The 12568-nt window shown below is 58.5% G+C and carries 11 protein-coding genes; 6 read left to right on the top strand and 5 right to left on the bottom strand.

The window, feature by feature from the left end:
* The first annotated feature begins 194 nt into the window (after window positions 1–194).
* Together KBY02_RS23335 and lpxH are read left to right on the top strand one after the other, a co-directional pair.
* Window positions 195–698, top strand: a complete 504-nt coding sequence (locus tag KBY02_RS23335) for a peptidylprolyl isomerase (RefSeq protein WP_003404493.1) — start codon at window positions 195–197, stop codon at window positions 696–698.
* Window positions 695–1441 carry a UDP-2,3-diacylglucosamine diphosphatase gene (gene lpxH, locus KBY02_RS23330; RefSeq protein ID WP_011267205.1) on the top strand — a complete coding sequence of 249 codons (747 nt, stop codon included), beginning with the start codon at window positions 695–697 and terminating at the stop codon, window positions 1439–1441. The genes KBY02_RS23335 and lpxH overlap by 4 nt, the downstream gene beginning before the upstream one ends.
* Window positions 1442–2139: 698 nt before the next feature.
* On the opposite strand, the gene KBY02_RS23325 is transcribed toward lpxH, so the two are convergent.
* The 5 genes from KBY02_RS23325 to KBY02_RS23305 all read right to left on the bottom strand — a co-directional run bounded on the left by KBY02_RS23325 (window position 2140) and on the right by KBY02_RS23305 (window position 6827).
* Window positions 2140–3699: a DHA2 family efflux MFS transporter permease subunit gene (locus KBY02_RS23325; protein ID WP_225650789.1), complete on the bottom strand. Its 1560-nt coding sequence runs from the start codon at window positions 3697–3699 to the stop codon at window positions 2140–2142.
* Window positions 3700–3741: 42 nt separating this feature from the next.
* Window positions 3742–4950 carry an HlyD family efflux transporter periplasmic adaptor subunit gene (locus tag KBY02_RS23320; protein WP_032657457.1) on the bottom strand — a complete coding sequence of 403 codons (1209 nt, stop codon included), beginning with the start codon at window positions 4948–4950 and terminating at the stop codon, window positions 3742–3744.
* Between the two features lie 72 nt (window positions 4951–5022).
* Window positions 5023–5511: a MarR family winged helix-turn-helix transcriptional regulator gene (locus KBY02_RS23315; protein WP_003404499.1), complete on the bottom strand. Its 489-nt coding sequence runs from the start codon at window positions 5509–5511 to the stop codon at window positions 5023–5025.
* Between the two features lie 149 nt (window positions 5512–5660).
* Window positions 5661–6272 carry a tRNA-(ms[2]io[6]A)-hydroxylase gene (locus KBY02_RS23310; protein WP_003368536.1) on the bottom strand — a complete coding sequence of 204 codons (612 nt, stop codon included), beginning with the start codon at window positions 6270–6272 and terminating at the stop codon, window positions 5661–5663.
* 84 nt (window positions 6273–6356) lie between these two features.
* Entirely contained in the window at window positions 6357–6827 is a 471-nt protein-coding gene (locus tag KBY02_RS23305) for a DUF1289 domain-containing protein (protein ID WP_003404500.1), read from the bottom strand.
* A gap of 402 nt (window positions 6828–7229) precedes the next feature.
* Here KBY02_RS23305 and acnB point away from each other — a divergent pair, with 402 nt between their 5' ends.
* The 4 genes from acnB (at window position 7230) to KBY02_RS23285 (ending at window position 12539) form a co-directional block, all read left to right on the top strand.
* Window positions 7230–9830 carry a bifunctional aconitate hydratase 2/2-methylisocitrate dehydratase gene (acnB, locus tag KBY02_RS23300; protein WP_003409708.1) on the top strand — a complete coding sequence of 867 codons (2601 nt, stop codon included), beginning with the start codon at window positions 7230–7232 and terminating at the stop codon, window positions 9828–9830.
* Between the two features lie 278 nt (window positions 9831–10108).
* On the top strand, window positions 10109–10681 hold the full coding sequence (gene mntP / locus KBY02_RS23295; RefSeq protein ID WP_003409706.1) for a manganese efflux pump MntP: 573 nt from the start codon (window positions 10109–10111) through the stop codon (window positions 10679–10681).
* Between the two features lie 303 nt (window positions 10682–10984).
* Window positions 10985–12148 carry a polymorphic toxin type 44 domain-containing protein gene (locus KBY02_RS23290; RefSeq protein ID WP_024640806.1) on the top strand — a complete coding sequence of 388 codons (1164 nt, stop codon included), beginning with the start codon at window positions 10985–10987 and terminating at the stop codon, window positions 12146–12148.
* The gene (locus KBY02_RS23285) at window positions 12129–12539 is read left to right on the top strand and encodes a hypothetical protein (protein ID WP_024640807.1); all 411 of its coding nucleotides are present in this window, start codon (window positions 12129–12131) and stop codon (window positions 12537–12539) included. The genes KBY02_RS23290 and KBY02_RS23285 overlap by 20 nt, the downstream gene beginning before the upstream one ends.
* Window positions 12540–12568 lie beyond the last annotated feature (29 nt).

Raw genomic sequence — 12568 nt, 5'->3', positions numbered from 1 at the left:
ATACGTGCGCGGCCAGGGTAGGCCGACTAAATCAAAGCGCTTATCATAGCCGAAGCTGTCAAGTCCCTGACAACAGACTGCGTATTTGAAGGCATAAAAGCTGCAAAAGCGCTGAAAAATGTAACCTCGTCTGTAAACTGCGCGTCAGGGTCATAATCCGCCCATTCATGCATGACTAGAGAGCGACTTCCCAAATGCCTAATGTAAAGCTGACTACCAACCACGGCGACATCGTGCTGCAACTGAACGAAGAAAAAGCGCCGCTGACCGTTGCCAACTTCATCGAATACGTTAAAGCCGGCCACTACGAAAACACGGTTTTCCACCGTGTGATCGGCAATTTCATGGTTCAGGGCGGCGGTTTCGAGCCTGGCATGAAAGAAAAGAAAGACAAGCGCCCGAGCATCCAGAACGAAGCCGACAACGGTCTGCCGAACAAGAAGTACAGCGTCGCCATGGCCCGTACCATGGAACCGCATTCGGCCTCTGCGCAGTTCTTCATCAACGTCGCTGACAACGCCTTTCTGAACCACAGCGCCAAGACCGTTCAGGGCTGGGGTTACGCTGTGTTCGGTGAAGTGATCGAAGGCACCGACGTGGTCGACAAGATCAAAGGCGTGGCGACTTCCAGCAAGGCCGGCCATCAGGACGTCCCGGTAGAAGACGTGATCATCGAGAAAGCCGAGATCGTTGAGTGATACTGCTGATCTCCGATCTGCATCTTGAACAGGAGCGCCCGGACATTACCCGGGCGTTTCTGGATCTGCTCGCAGGACGCGCTCGCGAAGCCGAGTCGCTGTATATCCTCGGGGATTTCTTTGAAGTCTGGATCGGTGACGACGCGATGTCGCCGTTCCAGCTTTCGATCTGCAAGGCCCTGCGCGAATTGAGCGACAGCGGCACACGAATTTTTCTGATGCACGGCAACCGTGATTTCATGCTCGGCAAGGGTTTCTGCAAGGCAGCGGGCTGCACGCTGCTGAGCGACCCGAGCGTTGTGCAACTGAACGGTGAGCCGGTGCTGCTGATGCACGGCGACAGTCTGTGCACCCGCGATGAAGGCTATATCCGGATGCGCCGCTATCTGCGCCATCCGCTGACGCTGTTTATTTTGCGCCATTTGCCGCTGGGTACTCGGCACAAGCTGGCGCGCAAGTTGCGCAATGAAAGCCGTGCACAAACCCGTATGAAGGCCAATGATATTGTCGATGTGACGCCGGACGAGGTGCCGCGGATCATGCAGCAGTTCGGTGTGCGTACGTTGGTCCACGGCCACACTCATCGTCCGGCTATTCATAAGTTGCAGATTGGCGATCAGGCGGCCAGGCGCATTGTGCTGGGTGACTGGGATCGTCAGGGCTGGGTGTTGCAGGTGGATGAGCAGGGTTTTAATCTGAGTTCGTTCGACTTTGTGCCCGAGACGGTCGCGCTGTTGAATTGATGGTGCGGGATCGCGTGAACTGACCCCGAAAAGCTGGACGGTTGACTATCGTTCCAACGCTCCGCGTGGGAATGCAGTTCGTGACGCTCTGCGTCACACAGCGGTTCTGCGATGTCAGGTGGATTGGGGTTCGGCTCAGGTCACCTTTGGATTGGGGCTCGACACAGACTCTCGTTCCCACGCTCCGCGTGGTAATGCCTTTCGTGACGCTCTGCGTCACACGGCGGTTCTGCGATATCAGGTAGATTGGCAGTAGGCTCAGGTCACCTTTTCGCCCCTCGGCGACTCACTTTGAGGGACCAAAGTGAGCAAAGTCCCCGCTCCTGTTTCCGGCCCGACTTCGTCGGGTTCCTTCGTCCTGACACTGATCCGGGGGTCGCTGCAACGGGCCATCCCTGGCCCGGTGCAGCTAACTCGGCATCCTTGCCGAGTTTCCCCCGGATCAATGTCAGGACTCAGCCGTCACTTACGTCGCAATCTGTGTCGTCAGTGCCATCGTGGTTGAAAAACACTTTTGCGGCAGTGGCTGCGGGTAAGGCATGAGATTGTTTTGACTATCGTTCCCACGCTCCGCGTGGTAATGCCTTTCGTGACGCTCTGCGTCACACGGCGGTTCTGCGTCGTCTGTGCCATCGTGGTTGAAAAAGCACTTTAGAGCAGTTTGGCCATAGACACGGTTCAGATAGGCGCACAAGAAACTAGTGCCCGCCGCCTGCCGCAGGCCCGGCCTTGGCGGCGAATGGGGGTTTGGCCAGCCAGACGAGCAGGATCAGTCCGGCGAATATCCAGCCCAGCAGGTAGAAGTAATCCACGGTGGACATCATGTAGGCCTGTGCGTTGAGGGTCTGCTCCAGTTGCGCGTAGGCTTGCGGGCTGGCGCCGCCCAGGCTGTCGAGGGCGTGGCGGGTGGCGGGGTCGAAGGTGCTGATGTTTTCGCTCAGGTAGGCATGATGCTGGTTGGCGCGGCGGATCCAGATCCAGGTGGTCAGCGATGCTGCGAAGCTGCCGCCCAGGGTGCGCAGGAAGGTTGCCAGTCCGGAACCATCGGCGATCTGATCAGGCGGCAGGTCGGACAGCAGAATGCTCAGGGTCGGCATGAAGAACAGTGCCACGCCGATGCCCATGAACAACTGCACCATCGCCACGTGTTCGAAATCCACATCGGTGTTGAAGCCCGCACGCATGAAGCAGCTCAGCCCCATCGCCAGAAACGCCAGCCCGGCCAGCAGACGCAGGTCGAACTTGTGCGCGTACTTGCCGACAAAGGGCGACATCAGTACCGGCAGGATGCCAATCGGCGCGACAGCCAGCCCCGCCCAGGTCGCGGTATAGCCCATCTGGGTCTGCAACCACTGCGGCAATATCAGGTTGATGCCGAAGAAGCCGGAATAGCCGCCGATCATGACCAGCGTGCCGATGCGGAAATTGCGGTAGGCAAACAGGCGCAGATTGACGATCGGGTGCTTGTCGGTCATTTCCCAGATGACGAAGAAAACCAGCGCCACCAGCGAAATTAGCGAGCCGAAGATGATGAAGTTCGACTCGAACCAGTCCAGATCATTACCCTTGTCGAGGACTATCTGCAGCGCACCCACACCGACGATCAGCGCCAGCAGGCCAATGTAGTCCAGCGGTTGGCGAGCCGTGCTGACCGGTCTCTTGGCCAGCTGCGTACGCACTACCAGCACAGCGAACAGACCGATGGGAATGTTGATGAAGAAGATCCACGGCCAGCTGTAACTGTCGGTAATCCAGCCACCGAGGATCGGCCCGGCAATGGGTGCAACTACCGTCACCATCGCCAGCAATGCCAGAGCCATGCCCCTTTTGGCGGGCGGGTACACCGCAATCAGCAGAGTCTGACTCATCGGGTACAGCGGCCCGGCGACCATGCCCTGCAGCGCCCGGAAGCCCACCAGTTCCGGCATGGACTGGGAAATGCCGCACAGAAACGAAGCGATCACGAACAGAATGGTGGCCCACAGGAACAGCTTGACCTCACCGAAGCGGCGACTGAGCCAGCCGGTCAGTGGCAAGGCAATCGCGTTGCTGACCGCAAACGAGGTGATCACCCAGGTGCTCTGCTCTGAACTGACTCCCAGGTTGCCGGCGATGGTCGGCAGCGCCACGTTGGCAATCGTGGTATCGAGCACCTGCATGAAGGTCGCCAGCGACAGACCGATGGTGCACAGCAACAGACTTGGCGGGGTAAAAGAAGCGGGGGCGTTGTTGCTCATCGCGAATCCCTGAAGACGAATGCGACACCCCGGCCAGCAGGCCGGGGCTCACGGATTGGCGGTTCAGCGCTGAACGGCAGTCTTGCCACCGGGCGCACTGTTCTCGTGAATCAGGCGGGCGATCAGCGCGTCGGCGTCAGCCAGTTGCTCGGTGTACACCTGAGTGCTGAAAGCGGCCTGCTTGCGCGGCTGTTGCGCCAGGACCGGACCGCTCTGGTCGTGCAGGTTGACCTCAACCGTGGTCGACAGGCCGATGCGCAACGGGTACTTCGCCAGCTCTTCAGGATTGATGTGCACCCGCACCGGCACACGCTGGACAATCTTGATCCAGTTGCCAGTGGCGTTCTGCGCCGGCAGCAACGCAAAGGCACTGCCGGTACCGGCCCCCAGGCTGTCGATGGTGCCGCTGTACTTCACATCGCTGCCATACAGGTCGGAGCTGATCTCCACCGGCTGACCGATGCGCATCTTGCCCAACTGGGTCTCCTTGAAGTTGGCATCGATCCACAACTGATCCAGCGGGATGACCGCCATGGTAGCGGTGCCCGGCTGAATGCGTTGCCCCAGTTGCACGGTGCGCTTGGCCACGTAGCCGGTGACCGGTGCCACGAGTGTTGAACGTGCGTTGGTCAGGTAGGCCTGACGCAACTGCGCAGCCGCTGCCTTGACGTCCGGGTGCGAGGACACCACGGTGTCATCGACCAGCGCCACGCTGGTGCTCAATTGCTGCTGAATATTGTTCAGGGCGCTCTGCGCGCTGGTCAGGCTGTCCCTGGCGTGCGACAGCTCTTCCTGGGAAATCGCCCCGCCGGCTGCGAGGCTGCGACGGCGGTTATAGTTGTCCTGAGCGGTCTGCACGGCAGCACGCTGCGCGGCCAGTTGCGCCCTCATGCCATCGACATTGCTATAGAGGCCACGTACCTGGCGCACGACCTTGCCCAGATTGGCCTCGGCGCTTTGCAGCGAGACTTCGGCATCGCTCGGGTCGAACTTGAGCAGAACCTGCCCTTCGTGCACCAGATCACCATCGTCCGCACCAATACTGATGACGGTTCCGGTGACCAGCGGGGTGATTTCGACCACGTTGCCATTCACATAGGCGTCGTCGGTCTCTTCGCTCCATTGGCCGTAGATCTCGTACCAGGCCCAGATGCCCAGTGCGAGGATCACCACGACAATGGCAAGCCCGATCAGCATGAACGTGCGCTTGCCGGACTTCGGCTCCTGTTCAGGAGCCGGGGCAGATGTGTTTTCAGCGGCAGCAGTGGCCATGGCAGTTACCTTTAATCAGCGAAGCGACGGAACGACGGCGATCAGGCTCACGCCTGCCAACACGTCGGCCGCTCAGCGTTTAGCTTTGGGGTTGAAGCTCAAACGAGTCAGAGTGATGTGGTCATCAGCAGCCACCAGCACTTTGGTGAGAATTCTTTTCAGGCTCTCGACCTCTTCACTGTCGAGCGCCGCGAACGTGTCGTTCATCGCGTCCGCGCCAATCTGCGGCAGCAGATCGGAGAGCGCCTGCCCCTGCTCGGTCAGCGCCAGACGCACCTGACGGCGATCGGTCGCGGAGCGCTGGCGCACCACCAGCCCCTTCTGTTCCAGGCGATCGAGCATGCGGGTCATCGAACCACTGTCCAGCGACAGGTGCCGACACAATTCCACGGGGGTATCGGTAGAAAACTGGGCAATGATGATCAGCACCTTGAATTGCGCGAACGTTACGTCATAGGGCAGCAGGTACTTGTCGAGCATGCGGTCTTTGAGCGCATTGGTACGACCGACCAGCAGCCCGATGAGGCTGGATTCAAAATTGTCGGGGCTGAAATGTTTCATGGATTGACCCAGATAGCTGCCTAGGCAGTGATTGCAAAATATTACTGCCTAGGCAGCCGTTGTCAAAGCATTTATTAGCTTGCTTACTAAATGCCCATAAAAAAACGACCGCTGGCAAGGCGGTCGTTTTGGAGGGAACGCGAGAGCAATCAGGCGGCGACAGGTACGCCACTGTGAAAGCGGAACTCTTCGTCAGGGCTTTCGATCAGCTCACGCTCGGCCAGACGGATCTCCTCGATCTTGGCATCGACATCAGCCTTGTCGCCGTAGCTGTAAGCCAGCTTGAGGTAGTCCTGAAAGTGCCGCGCTTCGGACTTCAGCAGGCCGCCATAGAACTTGGCCAGCTCTTCGTCCAGATGCGGCACCAGCGCGGCGAAGCGTTCGCAGGAACGCGCCTCGACGATGGCACCGACGATCAGCGCATCGGTCAGCCGGTACGGGTTGTGATTGCGCACCAGCTTGCGCAGCGCTCCGGCATAACGGGCCGAGCTGATATTGGCCATGGGGATCTGGCGCTTTCTGATGATGCTGATGACTTGCTCGAAATGGCGCAGTTCTTCCCGGGCCAGACGTGACATCTTGCTCAACAGGTCGAACTTGTCGTTGTACTGAAACATGAACTGGAACGCGGCCCCGGCGGCCTTCTTCTCGTTGTTCGCATGGTCGATCAGCAGGATGTCCAGATTGCGCAGCGCGGCCTGGACCCAGCTGTCGGGGGTGCGGCAAAGCAGGAAGGCTTCGATTTCAGGGATCGGGTACATAGGCTCACAGAATGACGGAGAGGCACGGCCGGGCATTATACGAGCAGCAACGATGCCCCGCGACACAAAAGCATGCCGGGTTTGTCAGGCGCCGAAGGCGTCGCGCAAAAAGCCTGGCGCGATGTAACGCTGATAGTGCGCCTCGGACAGCAGGAAAAACTCGCGGTCGATCGCATCGCGCAGTTCCGGCAGCGTCCAGTCGCGGAACTCCGGCAACAGCACAAAACCATAGGCCTCGACCTGGCTGATGACCCGGGCACCACGGGCGATCAACTGGTAAGCCCAGCAATATTCGGACTGGTGCGGCACAAAGCGGATCTTGCGCTGGATGAGCTGCGCACGCAGCCTGTCGGCATCGAAGACTTCGAGCTTGGCAGTCATAACCTGGACCAGCAGTTGCTCCAGACGCAGCCAGACGGCTCTTTTTTCGTCTTCGTTATAGCCGTTCCAGTGGATGACCTCGTGGTGGAACCGCTTGCAGCCACGGCACACCAGATCCCCGTAAACAGTGGAGCAGAGGCCGACGCAGGGAGTTTTGATAATGTAATCGGGCATGTCAGGCAGGACTGCGGAAGGCGAAACAGGGACTCATGTTAGCCCTTTGTCTAAGCAAGTTCACCCCCGAAGATGTAGGGGCTAACTTACCTTTGGCAAAGTTTTGGCGTAGAATCAGCGAGCCTTTTAAGGCGCCAATGTCCGTTGGAAGCTGTTTTCAAAGCGTCACGAGCACAGTCAAGTTAATCCCGCAGTGCGGCGTCGACAGGCCATTCCCTCATCACGAATGGCCGTGTCGACCGCCACTCCCCCCGCCCTGCAGGCGTAAAACTTTGAAAACAGCTTCTGTTAGGAATCACCGATACCCTGCCAACAAGGCTCAATAAGCCTTGCGTGGGTACGGGCGATTTCTGGATGAGCGTCCCGGACACCCATTTGGGACCACTGATGAGGGTTAATACTGTGCTTGAAGCCTACCGTAAACATATCGAAGAGCGTGCCGCCCAGGGCATCGTGCCCCAGCCGCTTAACGCCGAACAAACTGCAGGCCTGGTCGAACTGCTGAAGAATCCCCCGGCTGGCGAAGAAGCTTTCCTTGTCGATCTGATCACCAATCGCGTTCCGCCAGGCGTTGACGAAGCTGCCTACGTCAAGGCCGGTTTCCTGTCTGCCCTGGCCAAGGGCGAAGCCACTTCTCCCCTGATCGACAAAAAACGCGCTACCGAACTGCTCGGCACCATGCAAGGTGGCTACAACATCGTCACCCTGGTTGAACTGCTCGACGACGCCACCCTCGCGCCAGTCGCTGCCGAACAACTCAAGCACACCCTGCTGATGTTCGACGCCTTCCACGACGTGGCCGAAAAAGCCAAGAACGGCAATGCCCACGCCAAGGCTGTGCTGCAGTCCTGGGCTGACGGCGAGTGGTTCAAGAAGCGCCCGACGCTGGCCGACAAGATCAGCCTGCGCGTCTTCAAGGTCACCGGCGAAACCAACACCGACGACCTGTCCCCTGCCCCTGATGCCTGGTCGCGTCCGGACATCCCGCTGCACGCCCTGGCCATGCTGAAAATGGCCCGTGACGGCATCGTCCCTGACGTTCAGGGCGCAATCGGCCCGATGAAGCAGATCGAAGAAATGCGCGGTCAGGGCTTCCCGATTGCCTACGTCGGTGACGTGGTCGGTACCGGTTCCTCGCGTAAATCGGCAACCAACTCGGTACTCTGGTTCTTCGGCGACGACGTCCCTTACGTCCCGAACAAGCGTGCCGGCGGTTTCTGCTTCGGCAGCAAAATTGCTCCGATCTTCTACAACACCATGGAAGATGCCGGCGCTCTGCCAATCGAATTCGATGTCTCGAACATCAACATGGGTGACGTGATCGACGTCTACCCCTACGCCGGCAAGGTCTGCAAGCACGACAGCGACGAAGTCATCACCACCTTCGAAATGAAGACCCCGGTGCTGCTCGACGAAGTCCGCGCTGGCGGCCGTATTCCGCTGATCATCGGTCGTGGCCTGACCAGCAAGGCGCGCGCCGAACTGGGCCTGCCGGAGTTCGACCTGTTCAAGACCCCTGACCAGCCAGCCGAAAGCACCAAGGGTTACACCCTGGCGCAGAAGATGGTCGGCAAGGCGTGCGGCGTAGCGGGCGTTCGTCCGGGCACCTACTGCGAACCGAAGATGACCACCGTCGGTTCCCAGGACACCACTGGCCCGATGACCCGCGACGAACTGAAAGACCTGGCGTGCCTGGGCTTCTCGACCGATCTGGTCATGCAGTCGTTCTGCCACACCGCGGCCTATCCGAAGCCGATCGACGTCAAGACGCACCACACGCTGCCTGACTTCATCATGACCCGCGGCGGCGTTTCCCTGCGTCCGGGCGACGGCATCATCCACAGCTGGCTGAACCGCATGCTGCTGCCCGACACCGTCGGCACCGGTGGCGACTCGCACACCCGCTTCCCGATCGGTATCTCCTTCCCGGCCGGTTCCGGCCTGGTGGCGTTCGCTGCTGCAACGGGCGTCATGCCGCTGGACATGCCTGAATCGATCCTGGTTCGCTTCAAGGGCAAGATGCAACCTGGCATCACCCTGCGCGACCTGGTTCACGCCATTCCTTACTACGCGATTCAGGCTGGCCTGCTGACCGTAGAGAAGAAAGGCAAGAAGAACGCATTCTCCGGTCGCATCCTGGAGATCGAAGGCCTCGACAACCTGAGCATCGAACAGGCTTTCGAGCTGTCCGACGCCTCTGCCGAGCGTTCGGCTGCCGGTTGCACCATCAAGCTGGCCAAAGAGCCAATCATCGAATACCTGAATTCGAACATCACCCTGCTGCGCTGGATGATCGAACAGGGTTACGGTGATCCTCGCACCCTGGAGCGTCGTGCTCAGGCGATGGAAGCCTGGGTTGCCAACCCGGAGCTGCTGGAAGCCGACAAGGACGCCGAGTACGCCGAAATCATCGAAATCGATCTGGCCGACGTCAAGGAGCCTGTGCTCTGCGCGCCGAACGACCCGGACGATGCCCGCCTGCTGTCTTCGGTACAGGGCGAGAAGATCGACGAAGTGTTCATCGGTTCCTGCATGACCAACATCGGCCACTTCCGCGCTGCGGGCAAGTTGCTGGATCAGGTCAAGGGCCAGCTGCCAACGCGTCTGTGGCTGTCGCCACCGACCAAGATGGATGCTCACCAACTGACCGAAGAAGGCTACTACGGCATCTATGGCAAGGCTGGCGCACGCATGGAAATGCCGGGCTGCTCGCTGTGCATGGGTAACCAGGCACGCGTCGAACCGAACGCGACCGTGGTGTCGACCTCGACCCGTAACTTCCCGAACCGTCTGGGTGACGGCGCGAACGTCTACCTGGCCTCGGCCGAGCTGGCGTCCGTTGCCTCGATTCTGGGTCGTCTGCCGACGGTCGAAGAGTACATGGGCTACGCCAACCAGATCGACACCATGGCAGCGGACGTGTACCGCTACCTGAGCTTCGATCAAATCGCCGAGTTCCGTGAAGCCGCAGCGAACGCCAACATCCCGGCCGTTCAAGTGTAAGCACGAAAGCAGGCATCAGAAGAACCCCATCCTCGTGATGGGGTTTTTTTGCTTTCGAGCATGCCCGTACATATATTTTTCACATTCACATGGCTATAGTGGCGGCCCTTGTTGGGGAGTAGCCTGCTCGTGACTCCGGTCACAGAGCGTTCGTATCAACATTCTCGGCAGCATGCCGTGGTGCGAACACCTTCTGGTTGGCGAGACCAACGATGCATCCATGCCTAAAGTCGGGCGTGTGGTTGCGTCGTTGACTCATAGCCCGACTGGATATAACCGTGAACCCGATTTCCCTCCTCTTTCTCGCGCTTGCCATGTCCACGGACGCCTTTGCTGCGGCCCTTGGTAAAGGAGCAAGCCTGCATAAACCGCGCTTTCTCGAAGCGTTGCGCACGGGCCTCATATTCGGCGCCATCGAAACCATCACGCCGGTCATCGGCTGGGGCATTGGCCAGGTGGCTGCGCGCTTCGCCGAGAGCTGGGATCACTGGATCGCCTTCACCCTGTTGCTGGTGCTAGGCCTGCACATGATCTACAACGGCATCAAGCACGACGATGACGAAGAGCAGGAAAAGCCGGGGCAGCATTCTTTCTGGATTCTCGCCGTCACCGCATTCGCCACCAGTATCGATGCACTGGCGGTCGGCGTAGGCCTGGCGTTTGTCGACGTCAATATCGTGGTTGCCGCCCTGGCCATCGGCCTGGCGACCACGGTCATGGTCACCATCGGCGTGATGCTGGGCCGGGTGCTGGGCACCATGGTCGGCAAACGCGCTGAAATCATTGGCGGTATCGTGTTGATCGTGGTGGGTGCGACGATTCTTTATGAGCACCTGTCTGCGGCGGCCTGATTGACGGCCCGAGACCTATAAACGCAGAATCGAGTAGGGGGCGGGTTCACACCCGCCGTCCTCTCACACCACCTTCCCCCCCACGGCCAGCCAGACTCTTTCAGGCACTAAGATTTGCTACCACTACGACGATGTCACCCACCACAGCCAGAAATATAGATGAGATCCCGATCAGATTCTCAGGGCACCACGCGAAAATTAAGACTTCTCCTACAGACCGCCTTTCACGTCTCCGATAGCCTCCCATCCGTCAATTAAACGCTGATTATTGTCAACGGATCAAAGACACAAGGACGGCCTGCAATGATTTCTTCAGCTCGATTGGGCGACAAGCACGCCTGCCCATTGCCGGGTCACGGTACAACGCCGATCGCTTCTGCATCCGGTGACGTCAACATCAACGGCATGGGCGCGGCACGCGTGGGTGATACCTGTGGGTGCGGGGCGGTCATCACTTCAGGTTTCCCATCTATTCAGGTGAATGGCCGTCCTATGGCCCACTTGGGAAGCCCAACCAGTCACGGCGGGACAATCATCACGGGCTCCAGTAATGTCGGTGGCGGCTTCGTCATGGGTGACCCTGGTGGCGCGACCATTATTAACTTCATGGCGCTGGGGGCCTTCCGGCCAGACGGTTCCGTGGACGACGAGAAGATGGCGACCTTGTTGGCTGACCCGAAGCTCACGGAGAAAGCCTTGGCGGCAAACGCTTTGGTAAATCCAAATGCGGCCCGTGAGAAACCTGAAGAGGAAGCTGTACCAAATGATGGACCTGAAGGCTGTACGCATCCGAACATGATGGAGAAGCTGGCGACCTACATCGCAGACGAGATGAACAACAATATCCACCACTCCTCCGTCTTGAAGATGAATGAGCTGCTCAGCTATGACGTTGCGGAAGAGACTCGTAAAAAAATGGACCTGCCTTGGTACGCCCAAATAGGGAACACCAGCCCTCAAGCTATCGGCGCTTCAAACATGGCGGCAGCCATGATCCTTTGGACTGAGCGAGTAGGCCAGGGTCGTGATTGGGACCACAAACCAAAGATCCACGCGAAGTTTGGCAGGTATCGCCATAGGCAAGGCAAGTACGACTACTACTACGATATTTGGTCCAACATTCATTACGGCTATGTGGGCATGGCCGGAGGACTCAGTGAGAGCGTCCTTTTAGACGGCGCGGGTGTCGAGCAGATTGTTTCAGATCAATTACGACGGTGGGGAGAGCAGATATTCGAAGCCAAAGAAGATCAGAGACTCAAAGGACCTCATGCCACTGAGGGCGTGGAAGGGATGCGCGCATGGGATGACGTCCCGGATCGGATTTCTATTAGCATTGGCGTTAAACTCTTCTATGAGAATCCAAACGGAGGCGTCACGGCAAGAATGATCATGGACAAAGTACTCGCGGTCACACCGTCAGAATGGGGAGATGGCGCCAGTGTCCATGTCTGTGAAAAATATTAAGGCCCGGTATCTTATTGGGGCATTCATAATTCTTCCAGCGCTGTTCTGGTACGTGGCGACCCCTATCGTTCGTGTCCATTATTCTAAAGAAGCTACAGACGAGCTTCGTGTGATCTGGAACACCCAGCACAACACTCATAAAGAAGGAATGCTTCCGGGTCAAGGCACATACGATATCGGGCATATCTTCCCCAATGAGAAGTTTTTTATGAACTTTGATTGGTGGAATGAAAAGAGTCTGCGGAGGTGTATAGCAATTACGCCAAAATGGGGCAGCGTGATAGACATCTACCTCGATGACAGAGGCCGCATCGAAACTGCTAAAACTGGCCCTGACGTTATTGCTCGCTTGAAGAGATGTGAGGGTGACGCTGATCCTTTCCGGCCTTAAGGTGCCCAACCAGCCGCTCAAGAATAGGT

Origin of the sequence: Pseudomonas sp. P129, assembly GCF_020312195.1 — a bacterium.
Classification (GTDB): Bacteria; Pseudomonadota; Gammaproteobacteria; order Pseudomonadales; family Pseudomonadaceae; genus Aquipseudomonas; species Aquipseudomonas fragariae.
The sequence above is the reverse complement of the archived record's forward strand: the minus strand, read 5'-3'. Positions and strand labels throughout refer to the sequence as shown.

What these genes read in the sequence shown, in the direction of transcription:
- KBY02_RS23315 (WP_003404499.1), bottom strand. Translation starts at nt 5,511, where the DNA reads ATGAAACATTTCAGCCCCGACAATTTTGAATCCAGCCTCATCGGGCTG.
- KBY02_RS23310 (WP_003368536.1), bottom strand. Translation starts at nt 6,272, where the DNA reads ATGTACCCGATCCCTGAAATCGAAGCCTTCCTGCTTTGCCGCACCCCC.
- KBY02_RS23335 (WP_003404493.1), top strand. Translation starts at nt 195, where the DNA reads ATGCCTAATGTAAAGCTGACTACCAACCACGGCGACATCGTGCTGCAA.
- KBY02_RS23290 (WP_024640806.1), top strand. Translation starts at nt 10,985, where the DNA reads ATGATTTCTTCAGCTCGATTGGGCGACAAGCACGCCTGCCCATTGCCG.
- KBY02_RS23285 (WP_024640807.1), top strand. Translation starts at nt 12,129, where the DNA reads ATGTCTGTGAAAAATATTAAGGCCCGGTATCTTATTGGGGCATTCATA.
- KBY02_RS23305 (WP_003404500.1), bottom strand. Translation starts at nt 6,827, where the DNA reads ATGCCCGATTACATTATCAAAACTCCCTGCGTCGGCCTCTGCTCCACT.
- KBY02_RS23320 (WP_032657457.1), bottom strand. Translation starts at nt 4,950, where the DNA reads ATGGCCACTGCTGCCGCTGAAAACACATCTGCCCCGGCTCCTGAACAG.